The sequence below is a fragment of the Enterococcus sp. AZ163 genome, from assembly GCF_050498925.1.
Taxonomy (GTDB): domain Bacteria; phylum Bacillota; class Bacilli; order Lactobacillales; family Enterococcaceae; genus Enterococcus_A; species Enterococcus_A ferrettii.
The window spans coordinates 1,693,268-1,716,394 of record NZ_JBIPAO010000001.1; the positions used below are offsets into that span (position 1 = coordinate 1,693,268).

20 protein-coding genes are annotated in these 23,127 nt (G+C 39.3%); all 20 read left to right on the forward strand.

Going from position 1 to position 23,127, the window contains the following annotated elements:
* Positions 1–99 precede the first annotated feature (99 nt).
* The 20 genes from IGI46_RS08030 (at position 100) to IGI46_RS08125 (ending at position 23,110) form a co-directional block, all read left to right on the forward strand.
* Positions 100–930, forward strand: coding sequence for a hypothetical protein (locus tag IGI46_RS08030; protein WP_429962824.1), 831 nt, complete (start codon positions 100–102; stop codon positions 928–930).
* A gap of 18 nt (positions 931–948) precedes the next feature.
* Positions 949–2,079 carry a hypothetical protein gene (locus IGI46_RS08035; protein WP_429962825.1) on the forward strand — a complete coding sequence of 377 codons (1,131 nt, stop codon included), beginning with the start codon at positions 949–951 and terminating at the stop codon, positions 2,077–2,079.
* Positions 2,080–2,139: 60 nt separating this feature from the next.
* Entirely contained in the window at positions 2,140–2,583 is a 444-nt protein-coding gene (gene lepB / locus IGI46_RS08040; protein ID WP_429964940.1) for a signal peptidase I, read from the forward strand.
* On the forward strand, positions 2,580–2,879 hold the full coding sequence (locus IGI46_RS08045) for a hypothetical protein (RefSeq protein WP_429962826.1): 300 nt from the start codon (positions 2,580–2,582) through the stop codon (positions 2,877–2,879). Before lepB ends, IGI46_RS08045 begins: the two co-directional genes overlap by 4 nt.
* Positions 2,869–3,948 (forward strand): glucosaminidase domain-containing protein, encoded by a 1,080-nt coding sequence (locus IGI46_RS08050; protein ID WP_429962827.1) that lies wholly within the window; start codon positions 2,869–2,871, stop codon positions 3,946–3,948. Before IGI46_RS08045 ends, IGI46_RS08050 begins: the two co-directional genes overlap by 11 nt.
* Before the next feature lie 16 nt (positions 3,949–3,964).
* Complete coding sequence (locus tag IGI46_RS08055; RefSeq protein WP_429962828.1) at positions 3,965–4,915, forward strand: signal peptidase I; 951 nt, start codon at positions 3,965–3,967, stop codon at positions 4,913–4,915.
* 55 nt (positions 4,916–4,970) lie between these two features.
* Positions 4,971–6,227 carry a hypothetical protein gene (locus IGI46_RS08060; RefSeq protein ID WP_429962829.1) on the forward strand — a complete coding sequence of 419 codons (1,257 nt, stop codon included), beginning with the start codon at positions 4,971–4,973 and terminating at the stop codon, positions 6,225–6,227.
* Positions 6,228–6,254: 27 nt separating this feature from the next.
* Positions 6,255–7,037 (forward strand): LPXTG cell wall anchor domain-containing protein, encoded by a 783-nt coding sequence (locus IGI46_RS08065; RefSeq protein ID WP_429962830.1) that lies wholly within the window; start codon positions 6,255–6,257, stop codon positions 7,035–7,037.
* The gene (locus tag IGI46_RS08070) at positions 7,034–7,948 is read left to right on the forward strand and encodes a hypothetical protein (protein ID WP_429962831.1); all 915 of its coding nucleotides are present in this window, start codon (positions 7,034–7,036) and stop codon (positions 7,946–7,948) included. Before IGI46_RS08065 ends, IGI46_RS08070 begins: the two co-directional genes overlap by 4 nt.
* The gene (locus tag IGI46_RS08075) at positions 7,948–8,592 is read left to right on the forward strand and encodes a hypothetical protein (RefSeq protein ID WP_429962832.1); all 645 of its coding nucleotides are present in this window, start codon (positions 7,948–7,950) and stop codon (positions 8,590–8,592) included. The genes IGI46_RS08070 and IGI46_RS08075 overlap by 1 nt, the downstream gene beginning before the upstream one ends.
* Positions 8,593–8,709: 117 nt before the next feature.
* A complete protein-coding gene (locus IGI46_RS08080; RefSeq protein WP_429962833.1) occupies positions 8,710–11,403 on the forward strand; it encodes a hypothetical protein in 2,694 nt (897 codons plus the stop codon).
* Between the two features lie 197 nt (positions 11,404–11,600).
* On the forward strand, positions 11,601–12,344 hold the full coding sequence (locus tag IGI46_RS08085; RefSeq protein ID WP_429962834.1) for a recombinase family protein: 744 nt from the start codon (positions 11,601–11,603) through the stop codon (positions 12,342–12,344).
* Positions 12,345–12,361: 17 nt separating this feature from the next.
* On the forward strand, positions 12,362–13,123 hold the full coding sequence (locus IGI46_RS08090; protein ID WP_429973219.1) for a winged helix-turn-helix domain-containing protein: 762 nt from the start codon (positions 12,362–12,364) through the stop codon (positions 13,121–13,123).
* A 588-nt stretch (positions 13,124–13,711) separates the two neighbouring features.
* Positions 13,712–14,776: a hypothetical protein gene (locus tag IGI46_RS08095; RefSeq protein WP_429973220.1), complete on the forward strand. Its 1,065-nt coding sequence runs from the start codon at positions 13,712–13,714 to the stop codon at positions 14,774–14,776.
* 674 nt (positions 14,777–15,450) lie between these two features.
* Positions 15,451–15,873 (forward strand): hypothetical protein, encoded by a 423-nt coding sequence (locus IGI46_RS08100; protein ID WP_429962837.1) that lies wholly within the window; start codon positions 15,451–15,453, stop codon positions 15,871–15,873.
* A gap of 231 nt (positions 15,874–16,104) precedes the next feature.
* Positions 16,105–16,266, forward strand: a complete 162-nt coding sequence (locus IGI46_RS08105; protein WP_207703599.1) for a hypothetical protein — start codon at positions 16,105–16,107, stop codon at positions 16,264–16,266.
* A gap of 12 nt (positions 16,267–16,278) precedes the next feature.
* On the forward strand, positions 16,279–17,241 hold the full coding sequence (locus IGI46_RS08110; protein WP_429962838.1) for an ankyrin repeat domain-containing protein: 963 nt from the start codon (positions 16,279–16,281) through the stop codon (positions 17,239–17,241).
* A gap of 442 nt (positions 17,242–17,683) precedes the next feature.
* Positions 17,684–18,748 (forward strand): hypothetical protein, encoded by a 1,065-nt coding sequence (locus IGI46_RS08115; RefSeq protein WP_429962839.1) that lies wholly within the window; start codon positions 17,684–17,686, stop codon positions 18,746–18,748.
* An 838-nt stretch (positions 18,749–19,586) separates the two neighbouring features.
* Positions 19,587–20,687: a tyrosine-type recombinase/integrase gene (locus IGI46_RS08120; protein WP_429962840.1), complete on the forward strand. Its 1,101-nt coding sequence runs from the start codon at positions 19,587–19,589 to the stop codon at positions 20,685–20,687.
* A 518-nt stretch (positions 20,688–21,205) separates the two neighbouring features.
* Positions 21,206–23,110: a SpaH/EbpB family LPXTG-anchored major pilin gene (locus tag IGI46_RS08125; protein WP_429962841.1), complete on the forward strand. Its 1,905-nt coding sequence runs from the start codon at positions 21,206–21,208 to the stop codon at positions 23,108–23,110.
* Positions 23,111–23,127: the final 17 nt, after the last annotated feature.

Genomic DNA, 23,127 nt, shown 5'->3' on the forward strand with positions numbered 1-23,127 from the left:
ACTGCGTGCCATTGCCTAGTAATTGTCTAGTAAAAGTATAGAGGAATGGACAGAATATAGCAAAACCTATTTTTTACAGAGCTGGAGGGAAAATAATAGATGTTTGGATTAAGAAAGCAGAAGAGAGCGGATTCTCAAGAAGGACCACAGGAAGATTACTACTATGATGAGTACGAAGAAGGTTATGAAGAGGACTACGGGTACGATTCTTATCCAGAAGAAGGGTATGAGCGACCAAGTGAATCGTATAACGAATACGAACGGGGAAGCAGACGTTCGCGGCAACGAATAGAAGAATACAAAGAAGATCAGACAGCACAAGAGAATACAACTGCTGAAAAGGAACAGCCACTGCAACAGGAAGTGGAACGACTGGAAGAAACTGTTGCGCAATTGAAGCATCAATTAGAAGTCAAACAAACCGAGCTTACGGGTATGGCTACTACCTTAACTGAAAAAGAACAGCAGCTTCAAGATCAAAAAGTTGTCAATGAGCAACTAAAGAATCAACTGAATAAACGAGGAGATCAGCTGACTCAGTTGAAGGAGAAGCTAGAACAATTGAATCAGGAATTAGATGGACAAGCAGGAGATGCGGCTGCATTAGCAGAAGCTAAGCAACAAATTAACCAACTAAAAAAGAAACTGTCAGCCAATGAAGCGATGAAGGATGAATTAGCGAGTATTTTAGTGGAATCCAAGAAACAAGAACGGGAAATCTTGGAGCGAGCAGAATACGAAGCCAACGGTATCCGCCATCAAGCCGAGCATGAAGCCCAACAACTGATGCACGATGCGGCTTTGGAGCTGCGAGTGATGAAGCAGGAAATTAAGAATTACCGCAAGCGCCTACGTTCCGTTCAAGACGAAACGGCTCAATTCTTCGTCAAATTATTAGCGAACAGCGATCATCTATTAGATGACGAGTAACAGAAGGGATGATCCACAGTGAAGACGAAACAGACACAAGTAACACTGTATCCCACACCAGCACCAAAGATGACCACTAGTTTGGCTGAGACGGATTTATTGGCGGCCATCGAAAAATCTTGTGAGTATTTGTATGCGCCAGAAGGTAGTTTAGATGGACACCAAAGGGAAAAAATTCGGACACATTTTCAACAATTATTTCATTGGATGGATGGCAGTTATCACTTAGAGCTGTTGTTAGAACCTAACGAATTTGATTGGCACGCTTTCTGGCAAGTCATTCAACAGTTCTTTCCCCAATTTGCTTGGCTGAAGGCGCAAACCGAAGAAGCCAAGTATGGGCGACAAGTCTATCGCTTTGATTTTGTGCCACTGACCTTTCGAAAAGAAGGATTTCCTTTTGCAGTTCAACTAGAAGAGAGCTTATCGCAACAATTTGCTTTGACACCAGAGGAAGCGTTGAAGCGAGCAGAGCAGCTTTTTCAGGAACTGGCTGCACAACAAATGGGAAAAGCAATGAAAAAGCCAGTTGTAACAATAGCTGCAGATCAAGCCAAAGAAGCAGTATCAATAGATAGAGTTCAAAAAGAGGAAGAAAACCTCGAGAGTCAAAGCAAAGCCCGCCTGCGAGCCGTGAATCAAAAGCTGGAGCTGGTCATTGAGAAATTGGAGCTTTCAATGCTCCACAGCGGTATCCAGTACTTTAAGCAGGAACAGAAAGAAGAAAGCAACTGGGACAAACGTCTTAGGATTAGTTTGCGAGAATACACCTACTTATTACAAAAGGCTCGTTTTTTGGAACAGATGTGGCATTTAAATGGAGACTTGGTGAGTAAAACTGAAAAGATGATAGTGACGGCCAACCAGCTAGTCTATGAACGAGATCAGGTCAAGCAGATTAAAGCTAATTTCTCTGCTCGAGATATTCATTTTATGTTGTATGAATGCCAGGTGATTGAATCTCGAGCCCAGATTCATGCCAGGCCGTGGTTTCGAAAGCCGTATGTCAAATTAATGAAGATGGATTATGACAACCTACTAGGCAAAGCAGCATACTTTGATTTACTGCAAGGAGAAAGTTCGGTTTTAGAGAAGTTTATGCGGGAACAGCGAGATACCCCAGTAAAAGATGCCAAGGAGGCTGGTTGAGGTAGGAGTCAACGCGGGACATTTCCAGCAAAAGCCGCGCTGTTTTTTGTCGGACTATACCTGGTATTCTTTAGCTTTTTTCAGACCTATCATTGGTTGTATCCTAAATATTCTGTCAGTGGGGAGTCGATGTCCCCCACCTTTAAGGAAGAGGAAGTGATTCAAATTAGCGCCCATCATAAACCTAAACGCTTCGATGTGATTGTCTTACATCCGCCAGAAAACCCAGAAGGGACCTATTTAAAACGGGTGATTGGCCTACCAGGAGAGCGGATTGATTATCACAACGGTAAATTATTTGTCAATAAAAAACGGGTAAATGATCCTTTTGCCCAAGAAACGGAAGACTTTAACTGGGATAACTTTTCCAGGGACCGAATCCCGGAAGGCTATTACTTTATCTTAGGGGATAATCGGGAGTTGTCCTATGACAGTCGCCATTTTGGTTTAATTACCGAGCCTCAAATCTTAGGGATTGTCCAAGAGGGGAACGATCAGAAATGAAGACACTGCAGGAAAAAATCGAATGGTATACCTTTTGGTATTGGATTTACTGGTTGTTTTCGTTGGTAGTTCTGCTTGGTGTCGTTGTCTTAGGGATTTTCTTTTACTTTACGGATTTCCAGGAAGTAGTGACAGTCAGTCAATTGTTCTTACTACTATTGTTAATGTTGCTAGCCATTTACCTTAGAATGACAGCTTTGCATTTTCACTCCACACTGCAGACATTAAAACGATCTGTTCGATCAAGAAAACCGAGAGGCCGACCAACAGAAGGGCGGAGGCCCAATGAAGACTAAAATTCTGTTGAAAGGTTTTGTACTAGTTAGTTGTTCATTTATCTGGTGGCAACAATCAATAAAACAAATGGTAGTGGCAGAAACGAAAAACCTGTTGTCTTCTCAATCAGAAACGATTCAAGAGGTGATAACCGCGTCTACTGTTATCAGTACAGTGAGAAAAGAAGTCACGGAATCAACCGCTTCTTCTATTAAAGAAAGTGAAAGCAGCGAACAGGAAAAGAAAAAAACGATCGATTCACTCACAGGTTCAACAGAGAGTGAAAAAACAACGGAAAAGCCAACTATTTCAAACTCAATAGTCTCAGAAGGAGTAAGCAAAGTTCAGACGCCGCTTCCAATAGAAAAAGTAGAAAAAAATTATCAGTTTTCAGTGAGTAAAAATCAAACCACTGAGTCCTTCATTCAACTCATTGGAAAAGAAGCGCAACAAATTGCATGGGATGAAGAGCTGTATGCTTCCGTCATGATTGCTCAAGCCATTTTAGAAACAGGGTCAGGCAACAGTCAACTGGCTCGATCACCTTATTATAATCTGTTTGGAATTAAAGGAAGTTATCAAGGAAAAGAAGTGTCTTTCAAAACACAGGAAGATAAAGGGAATGGGGAGCTCTATACAATTCAATCTGCTTTTCGGCAGTATCCAAGCTATAAAGAATCTTTGGAAGATTATGCAGCACTTTTGAAAAATGGTCTCTCAGGCAATGTTGGTTTCTATCAAGGAACATGGAAGTCGAATGCTGGGAGTTATCAAGAAGCGGCAAAAGCTTTAACTGGAAAATATGCGACGGATACGACTTACGATAAGAAATTGATCGCTCTAATCGAAGCATACAATTTAACGATCTATGACAAAGATCTAGCGAGAAGTGTTGAAGCAGAGAAAGAACAACCAACTGATAATCCCGTGGGATTAGAAGATCATTCAGAAGAAAAACCAACAGTTGAAGTATCTAATGAAACTGTGGATCAACCGATTATCGTCAATGAGACAACGCAATCAGTAGTAGTGATCCCACCAACTGCCCAGCGACCAGCCAAGCAGCTGTCGGGAAACCAACTTGTCTAATGAAAGAAGGGGAATTATGTCGAGACAACGTGACTATCGAGAGTACGAGGATGATTATAACGAATCGTCGTATCATGAGCGCCCTCTTTCTAACCGTAGGCCAGCTAGAAGAAATGACTATTACGAAGAAGAATACGATGATCGGAGATCCTATCCACCTCAACGAACAACTAATCGAGGGCGAGAAAATGGGCACTCACGTCGTACTGTCCCCTCTTCGCGAGATTCTTATCCACCAAGGGGACGGCCAAACCGAAACGGGTATTCACGACCGCGACCCGATAACTATGGATACGAACGAGAACAGATGGCACCATCGAGGCCAAGACCGCAACGACCTAGACCAACTCAACAAAGGGTCCCGCCTTTGCAAGAGGCAAAGAAATCTACAAACCGCAAGATCTTTTTGTTTGCTTATAACCTGTTCTTCTACACATTGACGATTGGGATTCTGTTGAGTTCCTTAATGTTTGCCTTTAGTGAGAAATCCGATGCAGCCATTTTGGGTCATCGCTTTTATCAGGTATTGACGGATTCGATGGCTCCGCAGGCAGACTCGCCTAAAGGCGGCTTCTATGCAGGGGATATCGTGATCGTCAAGTTGATGAATGGTTCCGAGGTCAAAGAAGGGGATGTCGTAACGTTTCGGGTAGGCGAAGGAGATCGTTACTTAACACACAGGGTGGTGGAACGCCTAGATGAATTGAATGGAGAAAAAGGGGAGTACATCGTTACCAAAGGAGATGCCAACAAAACCAATGATCCGCCCATAGCAGCGGATCGGGTTTACGGCAAAGTTACGTTTGTTATCCCTAAGATGGGCACCTTTTTAGCCTTTATACAAACAAACGTCTGGTTGTGTCTAGTCTGTGCCTTATCCACCTTTGGCTTTTTCCTAGTATTGAAGGCGTACTTCTTGCCACCAGAAAAGAGCAGCCATCCGTCACACCAACCATCAAGGATATAACATTTGTCTCATACAAATGTTTATATAAAAAATACAAATTAAGGGGAGAAAAGAAATGAAAGAACGTAAAAAGAAAAAGTTGTTGGCCATTGCCGCATTGCTTGCACTAGTTGCGGTAATCTCAGGGACGTTTGCCTGGATCACGTCACAACAACAACGGATTAACCGAGTGGAGTCAGCTGCAGTGGTTGACGACAGTGTGACCGTCAATGAAAAATGGGAACCAAAACCAATGGTTCCAGGAACCGAAGCAACGAAGGAAGTAAGTGTCACCAATACAGGGAATGCCAATGTGTTTGTTCGGGTTTCTTATGAAGAAGTATTGAAACATTTAGCGAGCAAAGGCGTTGTTTCTCATGGAGACAACACGGTAACAGGGGCAAAATATGATCCGAGTGCTACGAATACACTAACTTCTCATGTGCCTGTAAAATACAGCGCAGATAAAATCAGTGCAACGAATGGCTTTTCTGAAGTGACAGATCCAAGTACCCAAGTAACTGGATTAGAAGCAGACACGAAGTTGTTTGTTAAAGGTGGGTTAACGATTGATCCTACGACAAGTGAGCGCTCAGTAAGCTATGAAGCAGTCGTTGTTCATGAATATGCGACTGGAGAATACCAAGCAATGCAGTATACCATTTCGCCAACAGATGCTATTGCAGACAGAGCTGTTTCTGCGGCAGATTGGGAATTCGAAGTTAGTGATTTGAAATACAGTTACTACGCAGGTGGCTACGAAAACGCAGTGGTGAACTGGGCGAAGTCTTCTTTACCAAATAAAGACAACACGCTTACCGGTCATGCTTTGCTAGGAACCACAGGAAATCGTCATGGAGTGGATTACGACTACACAATTGGAACGTTAGGAATTGCTTCCATTCCAACACCAGCGCCAGCAACGGATGCGGATCAAATTCCGTTGGCTGATAACGATGTGAAGGGTGTTCAAGCAGATAAGATCGGCTTAAGCAAAACCCACATTCGAATCGGATATGGTACGGATATTACAACAGTTGGCGCTTTAGCAGCGACTAAATGGGTCTACAACGAAGATGATGGTTGGTTTTACTTCACTGAGCCATTGAAACCAAGCGCGACGACACCTGACTTATTGAAAAAATTGATCTATGACAAAGATTTGGGCGGCGAATATACGAATGCTACCTATGATTTAGTCGTGAAAATGGAAGCAATCCAAGCAACGGAAGAAGCATTGAAGGATTCAGCTGGTTGGGATTTAGATGGTGTAACAACTGGTAGTGATACCGATGAAATTGTGCAACAATTGGTTGCTCGTATCGGAGCATAAGCATGTGGACTGGAGAGGAGGAGGTGTATGAACTACCTAAAATCAATGGTTATCCGTTTATTGGGCATTTCTCTTTTCCTCCTGTCTTTTGGCCACGGGGTAGTCAGTGAAGCGGTGAGTACATTACCGCCAGGTTTAGTCATCGCCGATTCAGAAGGGATTTATGTCACTTCTGAAGGAGAGTATTACATTGATTTACAGGATATTCTCCCAGGTGAAACTTATGAAAAGGAAATCACTATACGCAGTTTGGATTTGGAAGAACCTTTTTCCTTAGGATTACTGGTTGAAGAGTTTTCCTCCAGTGGCTCTGTTTTATGGAAAGAGCATATCACAATGATGTTAGTGCTGGACGGGAAAGAGCTTTACAAGGGACCGTTGTTAGGCAATGGTGAATTTGACTGGTCGAAGACACCGTTGGAATTGGGCATTTGTAAATATGGCACGGATAAGCTGTTAACCGCAACATTTACTCTAGACTCCAGTCTGACGAATGAAGACCTGCGGGAACAAAGTCAGTTAGAGTTTTACTGGACGTTTGTGGGTACGAGGGATCAATCACCAACTAAGCCAACGGAACCTTCGTCTTCCGACTCATCAACACCAACAGTTCCATCTGATTCTGGAATCGGGTCAGAACCTAATCACGGTAACTTGACAAATACTGGAGGCAATCCCCAAGCCTCCGGATCTGGCAAACGATTGCCGCAAACGGGAGAAGAAATTGTGTACATGTTTCTGAGTGGGATGTTGTTGGTACTAATTGTTTTGTTTCTATGGAAGAAGCGCCGAGAGGAGGAGCAGGAATGAACCAAAAGGAAAAACGACGTCATTTATTTCGGGTATTTCTTAAAAGTAAAGCCCTGTTTGCCTGCTTCTCTATCGTGTTGAGTTTACTTCTAATTATAGGCAGTACGTATGCTTGGATTACTTCTGATGATGAACGAGTGAATCGTAGTGAAGCGACACGTAAACAATTATCTGCTCGAATTGACGAAGACTTCAACCAAGTCTTTCATTGGGCCCCCGGGACAACCCAAACGAAGGCAGTTCGAGTGAAGAATGACGGGGAAACACCAGCGATTGTCCGGCTCTCTTTTAAAGAATTTTTTGTAGGATTTGAAGTAGATACGACCGACAATCATCGGCAGGATGTCAATCTTCTAAACGGGAATGCGAATTTGACCCTTCATGAATTGGATGAGCAGAATGATACGTTGATTGATATAAAGGACACAAGTACCTGGGCGGTTGGCAATGTTTATTCAGTTGATGGAACGAAGCATTACGTAGCCAACGTTAGTTTACAAGATCGCGACTACCTTTATGGAGCGGCAAGAACAGAACCTTTGTCTGCCTTTCAGTTGAACTTTCAAACAGCGAAGGTTTTTGATGATCCTGACGATACAGTTGGAGAAGAAAACTATTGGTTTTACCATGAGGGTTTTTTCTACTATTCTGAAGTCTTGCAGTCAAAGGATGATCCATTAACCCCTCAAAGAGAGAATCTAACGGTCAATCTATTGGAAAGTATTACCTTAGATGCGGGTTATGCCAATCAGTACAAGGGTGCTTTGTACAAGCTGGTGCCTGAAATGGATGCTCATGATATAACCGAATCCATTTTAACCGATTGGGGAATTGCCGACAGTCCAGTAGAAGAGATATACAAAGATCATTTGGTTTTTATGAGTAAAAGCAATCAAGGAGGCGGAGGATAATGAAGCAAAAAAGAAAAATTCACCGTCGTTTTTACCTTGTGATAGGTGTTATCTGCTTTCTGCTTTTAATTGGAGGGAGTTATCTGGTGTATGCAGCCATGACTGCTCAAGATCGTAAAGAAAATGACTTTCAGGTTGGACAGGTAGAAACAAGGATTTTTGAGGAACATTTTGACGAAACCATGACCGAAATACCCAAAGACCAGTCAATTCCTAAAGAAGTACGAATCGAAAATACTGGAACGATTAGACAGTTTGTACGCGTCATGATCTTACCTGAGGTTCGAAAGAGTATTGTGGGAGATGCACAAAATGAACAAGTTCTGCCATTACCTATTGGTACGAGTATTGAACTAGAAGGAATGGTTGTAGGTGATTGGATCGATGGTGGTGATGGGTATTACTATTACAACAAACGATTGGATTCTGGAGATAGGACAAGTTATTTGTTCGAGTCGGTAAGGCTGGCGGAGCAGTTAAGTGATCGCTACCATCAGACAACCTTGACGATATCCTTGAAGGTGGAAACAATCAATTGTGCACAGTTTGCCTATCGCGATGCCTGGTGGCAAGGAAACACACCTGAAGCAGATTCACCATTAGAAGCAGTGGATAATGCATTAGAAGCATTGACCGAAAATTAGGGATGCAGTTTCCCCACTGTATCCAGTATTTATGAAGAAACAACACTCATGAGGTGAGTGTTTTATCAAGTAGAACATTGATTTGATAAGTGTTGAAAAGAAAGGAATGGATAAGAAATGACAAATGAGGAGAAAAAAAGAGCGACTTACCACTCTCGAATCGTTTTGGGAATTTTAGTACCCATGATGGTTGTTGCTGGAATGTTTGTATTTTTTACTAATAAAGATACTTCTAAAAAAGAAAAGATCGAAGCCTCTGAAGTAGTAACTGCCGGAGATTTCCGACTAACCGCAGATAATCGTTGGGATAGTACAGACCAAAAGAGCTATGCTGAGTTAGATTGGGCTGATATTCCTGACCTAAGTTCAGAAGGCTATCGTATATATCAATCAGAAGATGGGACCAATTGGGATCTGCGCTCTGCTAGGTATGGACAACAAATTGAAGTTTTGAACATTTTTCCGGATTCTCCAGAGATTTATGAAACTATGATTCAAGAGTGGATGCATGATCCGGATATAGGTAAAGGATTGATCAATGTTACGCCAATTTCTATGTCAAATTTTAATGATAATCCCGATAGTTATTTAAGGGATGCCCAGGGAGAATATCGATATGACGTTATTTTTGTAGGAACAGCAAATGCGAATAATAATGTTTCTTTTAATGAAACCGCAGTGGATAGACTTATTGAATTTATTGAAGCTGGCAGAGGATTATTGGTGGGACATGATGTGCTATCTGGAAATACGAGAAATTGGGGAGGAGTTACCGCTGATCTAAGTCAAAATAATCGTTTAGCTCAGTATTTAGGGATTGGATTGAGAAACCAATATGAGGAGAAAGAAGGTTTTCCATCCTCAAAAAAAGTTACTATTATAAACAATGGCTATTTAATGAAATATCCTCACGAATTTGAAGATGATATGGAACTTGAGATTCCACAAACTCATACTTTTGGACAAGTAGCCGGAAGTTTGCATAATGGGACTATTTGGCTAGAGTTCACAGATTATTCTATTAGTATGGGAACAGAGGCTTTTATGGAGCCTGATTCAACTACCAATTTTTATCTAGTAACAAATGGAAATGCTGGCATGATTCAAACGGGGCATATGGCGGGGCAGATAGATGGCGAATCAACTACTGATGAAAGAAAAATAATTGCTAATACTCTATACAACTTGGCACAAATTACAGAAGAATCAAATGCTAACGATTATACGGTTTTAGATAATGTAGCACCTGATCAGCCGGATTTTTTCATTCGATGTGGAGACGAAGATAATGTGAACATTCGAGTAGATGCTACTGACAGAGGAAAAGAATATCAATGGTACATTGAAGCGAATACGAAGAATGATGGCGTAAAAAATTCACATAGGGTGAGAGAAACGATTACTAGCAATATTGCTGGATATTTCTACGAAGTATCGGATTCTTCTATCTCGACTTTAGCTGCCCAAGTAGAAGCAAAAAAGAATGCTTTGGGTCGAATAGAAACTAGTGATTTCGACCTTTATGTAGCACCAAATGATGATTCAGTGAGGTACGAAACCGCAACAACTTTTACGTTATCAGAGAAAAATACTTCTGGGAGATATGTTCATATAGTTGCTGTGGATCGTGCAAACAATGTGAGTGAGGTGGCCAGTCAACAAATCAGAGATATCACTCAACCAGTTGATTTTGAAATCGAACGAACAGAAAACCGTCATCAATTAGTAGAAGTGTCCTTAGAGGATGACGTAGATAAAACAATGGAAGTATTAGATATCCAAGTTCCCAAAAATGTAAGTATAGATAATTACAACACATTAGTTTTACCAAATACTTGGACGAAATCACACGATACCACCGAAGTAAATTACAATACTTATTCGTTTGTAATTAAGGATAACAATGAACAAAGTGTGATAGCCAACTTTTTAGAAAATTTACTTTTTTCTATAGCTGATCCAGTTAATCAAGAGGGGGGAGTCAAAGTAATTCTTCATGAAAAAGAAGGAGAAGAAAGTGTGAATGATTTTTGCTGGAATGCAAGTATCCCTCAAAAGATTAACATCCAAGCTTATACTGAACGGTTTGGCCAATTCCAACGTTTTGCTCAAGGAGACATCCTTTACGATCAGCAGCTAAGAATAGGGGGCCAAATCACAGCACAGCCGAATGATTTTGAATTGTTCACATTTTTGGAACATAGAGATCGAAACGGTGAAATGATACCTCCAATACCTCTTGGAGACCAATATACTGTTACGAAAGATTTTCAAGAGGGAGCATTCATTTATGCTAACAGGCAGGTAATGCTGCATGTTCGCCAAGTTGTACTGGAGCCTGAGAATCAATTAGTTAGTCCAGAAGAGGGATATTTGAATCTGAAAACATCGTTGTTCGACGTAAATAGTGGGAACTATACTGAAGATACTAATCAACTGATACAAGTACAAATACCGTCCCAAAATAATGATGAGGTTCCTGATTTTGAAATGTTTGCGGTAAGTACAAAGCATATGACGGATGATGGGGATCTATTAAGACTCAACTTAATCTTGCCCGAATTTTATGAATATAGAGGTCATTTCTTCACTCAACGTCATTTGGACGACCCTAATGATCCGATGGGAGCAGACCATCAAGGCAACCTGGCGATCTATGGTGGAGATTTTGAACGACCTAGAGTTGAGATGGAGATGGTTGATGGATACTTTATCACTATATATATCAGCCCAACTGAAATTGGCAGAAATCCACAACCCTACAGCTGGGACTACAAGAAAAATGATCTGGGAAGAATTACAACTAGGTAAACAAAAGAGGCGAGACAGAACATGGTCTATCTATTATTACTAGTGTTAGGCCTGATCGTATTGGTTCAAAGCTATCTGCTGTTCTCGCTGATGCGAAGCCAACAAGACTTGCAGGAAAAGGTGACTCGGTTGCTGTCGAGAAGACCGCAACCGAGTAATGTTAAACGAAAAACTCCAACAGAAAGAGGAAGGACACGATGAAACTTGGCTATGCACGCGGGTACCAACTGACCCAACAATTGGATATGCTGGAGGATTACCCAGTTGACGAACTATTTTCTGATGGGGCGCAAGAAGTGGAAGCCCTGCGTTCACCGACAAGTGAATTCCAAGCCTTAATGAATTTCGCTCAACCAGGTGATCATCTAGTAATCGCTTCGTGGGAAGTTGTTTCCCGAGATTATCGACAGCTGCTGGCTTGCCTAGATCAGTTAGAAACACAAGAACTATCATTAGATGTACTCAATCTTCCCCAACTCACGATTGAAGAGTGGCACCAAGTCTTCCGATGGTCGTTACGCAATGATCGACTGCTTCATCCAGTGTTGGTGAAAGCCGGGAAGGAACGAGATCGCAGTAAAGATGCTTACTCTTTATTCAGCAAAGAACCGGAAGCACGTAAGCTTTATCGTGAAATGATTTGGTTATTGGTAGAAAAGAGTTCGGTTCGTCAAGTGGCACAACAAAAACGAGTCCCGATAGAGACTGTTTACCGTGTGCAACAAGAACTAAAACAAGTTCAACTAGCAATCATCTTAGTGATTTGTTTCCTGCTGGCAATTTTTAGTATTAAATTGGCCGAATCCTATTTTGATCAACTATGGATTCAAGTAGTCATTTGTGTGGTTGTCACACTGGTTATCTTGTGGAATGTCTTAATCGACACCGAAGAAACCGAGGTGAAGCCACCTATAAAAGAGAAGAAAGCATCAAAAATTTGAAGAGAAGGTGAATCCCCATGCAACATGTACTTATTTTAACGAAAAATGTTTTATCTGAGGAACCATTAATCCAACAGCTTCATTATTTAAATTATGAAGTTCTATGCTCGGCTGATTTGATTCAGTCCTTGCAACAAGGAAGAATGTCTCCAGTTATTTCCTATTTCCATCTAGTGATTATCAGCGAAACGGTAAGCAATAGTGAAGCTGAACAGCTCCTGCCAACATTAAGTCTTTACGCGTTAGCAGTTATTCGGGTAGGGGAATCATTACCTACCAGTGAACAGGCTGCGTGGCAGGAACAAGGGATTCATCATTGGATTACCAAAAGTCCTACTATACAAGAACTTAGAGAGGGGCTAGTAGAAGCAATCAGGTTACTAGAAGACCAACGAGTGAGTGCCAATCAAATTTTGAATTTTCCAATCAGTGAGGTTACCACTGAAGCAGCTGGCGTATTGAGAAAGGTTCACAAGAGCTTTTCCAAGACGGAGAAGAAGGTATTTGATCGATTATTGTGGGCACAAAGTCATGGTGGTGTATTGTCCAGAAAAGAATTGTGCGAATACCTATGGGAGGACGGACAGACCTCTTCCAACATGAGCCAGTTGTCTTGCTTGATTAATAAAATTAAAGTGAAATTTGAGCAAACTGATATGACCCATGAGATTATCACCACCTTATGGGGAAGAGGCTACAAGCTAAACGAAGACTTTTACCAACGCTGGTTAAACGAGGAACAAGAAGCAGCGCTACTTTCTCCTCAGTCGGTCATTTAAATTAGAAAGGAAAAAGAGACTAATCTAAAAAATCTGGTTAAAGAAAAGACGAAGTAAAGCTGAACGATTGAATTTCTATTCTTGATGATAGAATATAATCGTTCAGTTATTTAATTTTTTATGCTAGTTTCAGATTTTGATTTTGAGCATCCCATACTAAAAATCGTTACCATAAGATAGTAAAGCGGCTAGATGATCAAAGTACCTGCTGTTAGACTTGAACTAACAACAATAGGCGGTATTACACGAGAATATCATTGATTTCACGGATCACAAAAAGTTGTTTGGTAAAGTGAAAAGACAGTTGCTTCTATGATTTTCAGGCTGTCGGCTATCAAGACGATAAAACCATCACCAAGTGGGAACGGGACTAGAGCCTGCGTATCACTAATTAAACAAGGAAAACTCTTCTGGATGTATTCGGAAACATCGTAAGCTGGATAGTCTGTTGATTTGATGAGAAATAGAGTAGTATAATTTGAGTTTTTGAGATCGTCAAAAAGCTAAATGGAGGGATTATTCACTCGGCTAGTGACACTTTCTTTACAGGTAACAGAGAAGGAAGAAACATGTTTGGAGGAGAAGAAAATGAAAAGAGTCAAAATAATGGTTTTGTTTGGAATGGTCTTACTTTTAGGCGCTTGTAGTAAGAGCCCAAAAGAGGAATTTATGGACGCCTATGATTTGTTGACTAGTAAAGAGTATGATGCTGGAAAATTTGAAGTATCGGTCATAGATTTTCAGATAAATCCAACCACTAAAGAGGCTTGGGGTAGTCAACTAAGTGAAAACTTTGAAAACATGTTAATTAAGGGGGACTACAAACACATTGAGAAAGACGAAAGCTTCTGTTATGAGGGGAACATAATATTATATGATAAAATGGTACCTTTTGAAATAGTTGGAAAAGAAGGTAACGGCTATCTTTCTGCTTCATCCATTCAAAAGATGATACCCTTCATGTATGGCTTTGATACGTTTACTGAAGTAAATCCGCCGCAGTTAAATGACTTAGAAGGAAAATATATTAAACTTTTTTCAGAAGAAATGAAAGCAGCTGAAGATAATAAGAATATGCCGGATTCTAGTAGAGTTAGGGATAAAATATATGATTTACTGAAGGATGCTAAAGAAGAGAGCTTTAAAATTGATGGAGACACTATTTCTCATACTATTAACGAAGAAAATACAAAAAAAGCGGATAAAAATAATGATTTTGGTAGGAACCTTGAAATGGATATGCTTAACACTACTTTAACATTGGAAATTAATAAAAAGACGATGAAAACTGATTGTACCGTAAAAATGTTGGATTCGAGACAAGAGAAGACGATTAAAGCAATAATCACTCCAAGTAAAAACAAGGCGGATAGTTCATTTTCATTACCAAAGAAGAAGGATATTATGTCAGTTGAAGAATTATTAAGTATTCTCTCTGATCCTCAAATCATGAGCGGTGTACATAGTGGAGCTGTTCAGGATGATGAAGAGATAAAAGAGTTAACGGATGCAGAATTTGAGATGCTGTACCAGCAGCTTGAAGCAGATTTCTCAGAATTAGATCTGACACATCGTCAAGCAATACTAAGCGCCTATTCATCTTATCTTAATGATGAGCAGTTTGCCCGTTTGGAATCTTTGCTGAATCAATAGTGGTTACAATCCAAAGTTTAAAAATAAGTTATCAAGCATCTTATACTTTTTGAAATCTAGAATGTTTTTTCTATAAACAATGACTACATTAAAAAATAAGATAAGGTGTATTAAGCGTACTGTATGTATAGTAGGACAACTATAAATTACATGAAGTTTTTTTGTTAAAAAGATACACCAGATTAAAAAGCATCTTCTGTATTCGATCCTATCAACTTAACAAAAAAAGTCGATCAAATTACACTTGGAAATGATGAAGTCCATATTTACAATGGAACCGATCAATATATTTTGGCTATGAGTTTGAAGAGTTTGATTTGCGGAACTTCTCGGTTTTACCAAACCTCCTAAGATTTTTCATAGTTTGTTGGAAAACAAATTTATGTATGAGAAATAATGATCTCATCTCTTTTGTCACAAAACATATTAACGAGAAAACAGTGATATGAAAGATCGCTTGAGAATAACTCGCAAGCTTATCAAAACGCGTTGATTCCTAACTGTTGAGTAGATTTTATTGTTCGATATTGTATGGCGTGAGCGACAGGAATCAAAGAATAGCTTCTTTTTATGTGATAGAGGAACGGGCAACCATATTCAACCGATAATTTGCACTGGACAGCAAATAATAGAACATACTACTTGATGAGTAATTTTTCAGGGGAGGCATTGCCATGCTTGAAGTTCTTTTGGGAGTTCTCTTTGAAGTCCTTTTTGGAGTATTTGGAGAGGCTATGTTGACGATTATATTTGAGCCAATTGATGATTTAATCACTCGTGTAATCAATAAGAAAACCAAAAAATACAACAAACGCTGTCAAATTCTAATCGAAATCATTGTTTACGTAGTCTGTACAAGTCTATTGGTTTGTTACCTCGTTGTCGTAATTCTATCATTTGCTCAACGAATTGATCCGAATGATTCAAACATAAATACTGCAATCGCAAGCCTATTTCTTACCATCAATATGCTGTTTATTGCAAGTGCGATCCTTAGAATTATCTTCAGTAGAAGTTCTAGGATAGAAAAATGCATTTTACTTGTTATTTCAACTATAGTGTTACTCTTTAATGCTTTATTTCTATTTATTACTTAATAAGTTAAGTATTTTTCTCGTTTATTCCTCTCCGGCGTATCAGGTTATCTATACTAATCAGAAGACAAGATAAACACAAATCTACTTTCCGAAAAAAGTTAGAAAAGCTAGCTAAAAGTGTTGATTTGAGTTCAAATACTGAAGAGGTTTGAAAGCTGATTGTACTGTAAAAATGCGAGATTCAGAACAAAAAAAGACGATTAAAGCTGTAATCACTCTAAATAAAAAAAGATGGCTATTTTAATACCAAAAGAGCAGGATATTGTTCCCGAAGAAGATCTAGATAAACTTTCTGACTCGCAGGATCTGAGTGGTATATCTGGAGAATTTTTTCAGGGAGATGAAGAGATAGAAGAGCTGACGAATGAAGAATTTGAGATGCTGTATCAGTAGTTTGGAGCAAATTTGTCAGAATTAGATGAGACACACCATCAAGTATCAAACGGTTTCAAAGTTTGGTTGGGATTAACTCAGAAAAAGTTTATTACGAAGGGAAATAGAATGGAAAACAATATGCAGCAATTATACTCAAATTTGAAAAATAGTATTGATAGCCCTAATCTTTATTTCATGGCAATCAACAGCTTGGATGAAGACAATAACACCCTGTTAAATTGGGCTATCCGAGATAACGATGAGAAGATAGTCAAGTTGCTTATAAAAAATCATGCTAATCCATTCCTTAGAAATAGCAGTAGGATAAACTCCTTTGGATTGGCAGCCAGTATTGCGGACTCTAAAATAGTAAGCATATTGATCGAAAATAATCGTGAAAAAATTGATTCTATTACTGAAGGCGAGATGTTGGCTTTAGCGGTTACAAATGGTGAAGTAGAAAATTTAAAGGTGATGTTAGCAAATAAGTTTAATCCAAAGCTTTCCTACAGAAATGAACCAATTATTTATTGGAGCCTGCAATCTAGAAATGTAGATGTAATAAGTTTACTGGTGGATGAGGGCTGCTCTGTTAATTCGACCAACGATGAAGGTCAGACTTTATTGTACGCAGCTTCAGCGGAAGGAGTAACGAAGATAGTAAAATTTCTTCTATCGAACGCTGCAAATGTGGAGCAAACAGATAATGCTGGGAATACGCCGTTAATAATAGCAAGCTGTTATAATAATTTTGACATAGTTAAATTACTTATCCAAAATAATTCGAATGTCAATTTTAGAGATGCAGAGGGAAAAACAGCCTTACTATTTGCAGTAGAATATGGCAATGCTAGAATTGTCGAATATTTAATTGCTCATGGAGCCGATACTCAAGTAAGAGATGCTAAAGGGTTTACTGTCCAAAACTATATTTCGAAAATAAATGATGCTTCAATAAGAAAGAAAATTTCAGATTTTGTTCTAATTAATTAAGCCGCTAAGGTATAAAAATAAATTTAGAAACGAAGGTCAAATGAGCAGCTGACTTGTACTTGAACTTTGCAAAATTCTCTATAGGAAGTTCAAAAGAGCCTATGTAGACATCTTGTTCAATCGGGACATTCGGGAAATAAAACAACAATGGATGCTCACACACATTGCTGAAAATGTAGGACAGAAAACTCTAAAAGAAAAGCACGCAACTTCCTGTTACGTAAGGTCCTGAATGTTTGTAAGGATTTCTACACTAATCTGTTGTAAAGTCCAATTAATTTATATCCAGATTCAAGCAGGGAGTTTTCTATGAATAAATTTCTGTCGAGCAAGCTTTGATTACGTTCAATAACTGGGTATACTGTAAGAAGAATCAGTTAGTTGGGTGTACTTTCCTTGTCGTATTCGGCAGAAAGTGAAGAAAGGTTTGGAGGAGAAGAAAATGAAAAGGGTTAAATGGATTGTTTTACTAGGGGTAGTAGTATTATTAGGTGCTTGCAGCAAAAGTCCCAAAGAAGAATTTATAAGTGCCTATGACTCACTGAGCAGTGAAGAGTACAATGCTGGAAAATTTGAGCTATCAATTACAGATTTTCAAATGAATCAGACCACTGGAGCAGCTTGGGCCAGCATGTTAAGTGAAAGCTTGAAAAATATGTCAGTCAATGGGGACTATCAGTACAATGCCAAGGATGAGAGCTTTCGTTTTGAGGCGGATGTAAAAGCATTTGATAACACGATGCCTATTGAAATGGTTGGAAAAGGGAATGAAGTCTATCTTTCTACTTCGTTTATTGACGGGATGCTGACTTTTATGGACAGCTTTGGCAGGTCAGCTGAAGTAGATCAGGAGCAATTAAATGACTTAGAAGGAAAATACATTGCGATTGATCCAGAAGAAATGAAAGCAGCTGATGACGACAAGGCTACGCTTGAGCCTAAGGAAGTCAGAAGTAAAATGAACAAATTATTAGGGAGAGCTAAGGAAGACAGCTTTAAGAGTGAGGGCGAGACCGTTTCTCATACCTTTAGCAGCAAGGATTTGGAAGAAATAGCTAAAAGCTTTGATTTGGGTGCAGATACTGAAGAGAGTCTACACAATATGACGTTAACGATGAAAATAAACAAAAAAACTTTGAAGACCGATTGCACTGTAAAGATGCGGGATTCAGAACAGAAGATGACGATGAAAGTAGTACTCACTCCAAGTAAAAAGAAGACAACTATTTCAATTCCAAAAGAGCAGGACATTGTTCCAGCTGAAGAACTGGATGATCTCTTTGTACCGCAAGCGATGAGCGGTGTAGCTGGTGAGGTTGCTCAGGGAGAGGACGAGATAGAAGAGCTGTCGGACGAACAATTTGAGGTGGTTTACCAGCAGTTTGAAGCAAATATGTCAGAATTAGATGAGACACAACGTCAAGCACTACTAAGTGCCTATTCGCCCTATCTTACCGATGAGCAGTTTGCTCGTTTAGAAGCCTTGCTGAGTCAAGAAGTAATATAACACTATAGTTAACAAACATCCTGGGCTCTTCGGAGTTCGGGATTTTTTTTTAAGAAATAATGTCTCCTATTAAAGACATGCAAGTATCAGTTTGTTCAAAAAAAAATCCTACTAGAAGTCGGAAATTAGAATAAGTATCAGAAATATAGCAATACAATTCGAATTAAAAAAGCATAAGAAGGTACAAAGATAACCGAGGATTATGTGCGGATTAAAGTGCTTTTGTAAGTTTCGGGAATAAATAATAAGCTATCAGAAAACATAGCAAAGTACATAGAAAAATAAAATTGTTAAGTATGAGACTAGTAAGAAGTAGGTCTTTCAGCTAAAGAAATGGTTGTTTTTTGTCACAAGATTAAAGTCGAAATAATTTCTAGGATTATGAGGTTTTAAAAAACAGGATCGTAATTATGTTTATAAATTAGCAATCGTTTGCTGATAGATGACCTAAAGAACGAATTTGAATGAAAAATATAATGAAAAGGTGAAAAGTGTTCGATTTAGTTGTAATATAAAAAAGCTTGATCCCTTTTTATTTCAAGCCTAAATATATCGTTCGTTGATTTTCTTTGATTGTTTAATTCTAGGAAAAACCTAATAAAAACAAATAATTTCTTTCTATTCGAATTATAGTATATTGGAAAAATTTCGTCAATATTCTTTTATAAATTAAAGTTTTTGGATAGAAAAACGAAAGACAAAGTGTTTTCTATTTTTGAATTGAAATAAAATGCACCTTGGAGGATTGTATTTTTAGGATTTCTTTGATTTTATTCGCCGTCAATTAAGCCGTCAAAAAATCGAATCAGGATACGATCAAATTAAAGGAGTGTTTTACATGGCTCGCAGAGGAGAAAATATTTACAAACGAAAAGATGGCCGTTGGGAAGGGCGGTATATCAAAGGAAGAAAAGCCAATGGTAAGATTCATTACGGCTATGTCTACCGTCGGACCTTCAAAAAAGTACGAGAAGTTTTATTGAAATTGAAGTTCAACTATCAAGAGATTCAAGCAAATCAAGGAGAGTACTCAGGAAGTGTCGAGGACTGGTTGATGTACTGCATCCAACAGAAACAGGATCAAGTCAAACCCTCAACCTTGACAACCTATCAATACAAAGTTGAAAAATATGCATTGCCCTATATTGGCGAACAACCCCTTCGTACATTGACGAAGCGGACCATTCAAAACTGGGTGGAGACTCTGGAGAAAGGATCATTGGGCAGTACCACGATCCATGCAGTTTTCAAGATGATTCGACGGTTTTTAACCCAAGCGTTCAAAGAAGGGTACCTAAAAAAAGATCCGTGCCAAGAGATTTGCCTACCGGCAAAAGTAAACAAAAAGGTGGAACCCTTAACCGTTCAAGAACAGCGAAAGATAGAAAAAGTTGCTGCTCAGGAGATAAATGGTGCGCCTGTACTGCTTGCTCTGCAAACAGGGATGCGTATTGGTGAATTGGCTGCTTTGCAGTGGCAGGATATTGATTTTTCGGCCAATTTGATCCATGTACGTCACACCTATCAACGCATTCTAACGGCGGGACAAGGCACTGAATTGCAATTGGGAAGACCTAAAACAAGAGCTTCTGAACGCGTCATTCCTTTAGCTGGTGGGGTAAAAAAATGGTTGCTTTCCTTGAAACAGGAAGAGAATCAATCCTTTGTTTTTCAGGTGAAGGATCATCCGATGGAGCCGCGTCTAATTACGTATCATTTCAAACAAATTTGCAAAAAAGCGGGGATTCAAGACTGTCATTTTCATAAATTACGCCATACGTTTGCCACTCGCCTGCTGGAAAAACAGGGAACTATTGCGGGAATCAGTGCTTTATTGGGGCATTCATCCACGCAAATGACTTTAGATATCTATACAGGCTCTGATTTAACTGAGCGGCGTAAAATGTTGAATCGCTTAGAAATGGGCTGGATGATCTAGTCTTATTTCAGTCTGCGTTTAAGTTAAATGATCTGAATAAAGGGGAAAGCTATTATTAGTTAAAAATGAAAATTAAATTAAAAAAACCAAGCTTTTCCATTGGGGGAGCTTTTTTGTCTTTTTTAGATAACAACAGTTATTTTATAAGCTGTTTTTCTTTCAATTAAGAGAGTTGTTTTGGATTTATACGCCGTCCATTCGCCGTCAAATGACCTATGAAACCCTGATTGTATCGGCTTTTTCCTAGAATTAAACAGTTCAGGAAAAATCTGCGGACTATTCTGCTTGTGCCAACAATCATGAATACCACGTAATAAGTCATTGGAGGGGGGATGTCTATCGCAAAGATAGAACAGTTTAGGTTTTTAATTAGATATTAACGATTAGTATTGAATAAGGGTTTAGTGCTAAAGAAAAAGAAACAAGGATAGAAAATCGACCTCGCCGTCAATTATCCGCAAAATATCTAATTAAATTATAGCAAGTCAACCAAAAAAAGGATAGAGAAGGAGCTTATTATGAAAAAGAAAAAAAGATGGATAAGCAAGGTAGCGGTTAGTTTAGGGTTATTAACGATGTTGGGAGGCGTAGCATTAAGTGCTGGGAGTGCAGCTTATGCGGTTGATCAAGACATTAGCAACAATCCGGTTTCAGATGATACATCGGATCGTAAGATTACACTTTGGAAATATGAAATCAATAGTTCGGCTGAATTAGGTGAGCGTGGAGACGGTATTAATCCTGATCCGAGTAAAGCGCCGAACGTTGCTGGCAAAAAAATGATGCAAGATGTTAATTTTGAAATCATCAAAATCAAACCAATTGGTTCGGCAGAATTAACCGATCCTTTGAAACAAGTCGAAGGTACGGATTGGGAAGTTGATACGACCAATGCCTTTACCGATAAGGGGGCAACTGATTCAGATGGTAAGTTAGTATTTGATGTAAGTAAAAGTCTAGCGGCAACTGATAAGAAGCTTGCGGATGGGATTTATATTGTTCGTGAAATTCCTGATGCATCTGGCAACTATACCTATACAAAACCAGCAGACCCAACCGCAGTACCACCAACTGCTGCTGAACCAGGTATTAAGGTAACCAAACCAATGGATCCATTCTTCGTTTATATCCCTCAAACAAAGCGGGACGATACAGGAAGCTTGATCTATGACGTGCATGTTTATCCGAAAAATATTGTAACTAATACTAAATTGGATAAAACAGTTGAAGGCGGAAAAGGCTACTCAATCAAAGCAGGGAATTCTTTCCAATGGGAAGCAACCACTGAATTACCTGATGGGTTATTCGCGATTGCTCCACGAGATATGACTGTCACAGGTTATATAGATCCAGATGATGCAACCGCAACACCAACTGATACATTTTTTGCGAAAGATGCTGAAATTTATGCTTCTTACTTCAAAGTAAGCGATGAAATCAGTGAGGATCTATTGTTAGATGATGCAGAAGTTTACACTATTGATAAAACTGGAACTAAGGTGAAACTAACTAATGGGGTAGAATATACCGTTACCTTAGACGGTACAACAATTACACCTCCAGCTAAAGTACAAGATCTAACTGAAGGTGCGAAGAAAAAAGTTGTCGTTAGCTTAACTAAAGCCGGAATGAAAAAAATCGGTGTCGATGAGCTGCCAAAACTTCAAGTGGTTTACAAAGTAAACACAAACAAAGATTTTAACGGAATGATCTCTAATAAATACACCATCGACTACTTGCTGCCTGGTGGAACACCTGATACTGGCACAAGTGATGAACCAGAATACTACAATGGCGGATTCGACATCAAAAAGGTAAAAACTGATGGAACAACTACATTAGACGGCGCAGAATTCCATATTGCAGAAAATGAAGACAACGCCGAAAAAGGCATCTTCTTAGCTTCCGATGGCAAGTCATACAAAAAAGATACAGACAAATTTGGTACAGCAGATACGTTGCCAGGTGGCGTAACCTTCCTAAAAGCAACAGCAGGGGAAGATCCAACGAAACCAGGGATTGCTGAATTTGATGGATTGAAATTAGATTGGTTTACTGATAATACAGCTGGACCAAATGCGAATGATGGCAAACAAGATCCAAGTGACCCAACAGAAGCAACATGGTCTCATGACAAGATCCAAAAAGACTACTGGGTAGTGGAAACAAAAGCACCAACTGGCTACGAATTGTTGAAGGATCCTAAGAAAGTAACAGTTAAATTAGGCACACCAACAACTATCCCACCAGTACCAGGAACTGAAGACGATGGTGAAATTGAATTAACAGTAATCAATAATCCTAAAACAGACCTGCCATTTACTGGTGGAACAGGCACTATGCTTCTTGTAGCAATCGCTTTAGGAGCCATCACAATCGGTACAGTAGCCATCGCAATCGATAAAAAGCGTCGCGCAGCGTAACATGAAGGCAGAAAGGA

Excerpts from the sequence above, each read along its gene's own strand:
- IGI46_RS08030 (WP_429962824.1), top strand. The coding sequence starts at position 100 with ATGTTTGGATTAAGAAAGCAGAAGAGAGCGGATTCTCAAGAAGGACCA.
- IGI46_RS08045 (WP_429962826.1), top strand. The coding sequence starts at position 2,580 with ATGAAGACACTGCAGGAAAAAATCGAATGGTATACCTTTTGGTATTGG.
- IGI46_RS08050 (WP_429962827.1), top strand. The coding sequence starts at position 2,869 with ATGAAGACTAAAATTCTGTTGAAAGGTTTTGTACTAGTTAGTTGTTCA.
- IGI46_RS08055 (WP_429962828.1), top strand. The coding sequence starts at position 3,965 with ATGTCGAGACAACGTGACTATCGAGAGTACGAGGATGATTATAACGAA.
- IGI46_RS08060 (WP_429962829.1), top strand. The coding sequence starts at position 4,971 with ATGAAAGAACGTAAAAAGAAAAAGTTGTTGGCCATTGCCGCATTGCTT.
- IGI46_RS08065 (WP_429962830.1), top strand. The coding sequence starts at position 6,255 with ATGAACTACCTAAAATCAATGGTTATCCGTTTATTGGGCATTTCTCTT.
- IGI46_RS08070 (WP_429962831.1), top strand. The coding sequence starts at position 7,034 with ATGAACCAAAAGGAAAAACGACGTCATTTATTTCGGGTATTTCTTAAA.
- IGI46_RS08075 (WP_429962832.1), top strand. The coding sequence starts at position 7,948 with ATGAAGCAAAAAAGAAAAATTCACCGTCGTTTTTACCTTGTGATAGGT.
- IGI46_RS08080 (WP_429962833.1), top strand. The coding sequence starts at position 8,710 with ATGACAAATGAGGAGAAAAAAAGAGCGACTTACCACTCTCGAATCGTT.
- IGI46_RS08085 (WP_429962834.1), top strand. The coding sequence starts at position 11,601 with ATGAAACTTGGCTATGCACGCGGGTACCAACTGACCCAACAATTGGAT.
- IGI46_RS08090 (WP_429973219.1), top strand. The coding sequence starts at position 12,362 with ATGCAACATGTACTTATTTTAACGAAAAATGTTTTATCTGAGGAACCA.
- IGI46_RS08095 (WP_429973220.1), top strand. The coding sequence starts at position 13,712 with ATGAAAAGAGTCAAAATAATGGTTTTGTTTGGAATGGTCTTACTTTTA.
- IGI46_RS08100 (WP_429962837.1), top strand. The coding sequence starts at position 15,451 with ATGCTTGAAGTTCTTTTGGGAGTTCTCTTTGAAGTCCTTTTTGGAGTA.
- IGI46_RS08105 (WP_207703599.1), top strand. The coding sequence starts at position 16,105 with ATGGCTATTTTAATACCAAAAGAGCAGGATATTGTTCCCGAAGAAGAT.
- IGI46_RS08115 (WP_429962839.1), top strand. The coding sequence starts at position 17,684 with ATGAAAAGGGTTAAATGGATTGTTTTACTAGGGGTAGTAGTATTATTA.
- IGI46_RS08120 (WP_429962840.1), top strand. The coding sequence starts at position 19,587 with ATGGCTCGCAGAGGAGAAAATATTTACAAACGAAAAGATGGCCGTTGG.
- IGI46_RS08125 (WP_429962841.1), top strand. The coding sequence starts at position 21,206 with ATGAAAAAGAAAAAAAGATGGATAAGCAAGGTAGCGGTTAGTTTAGGG.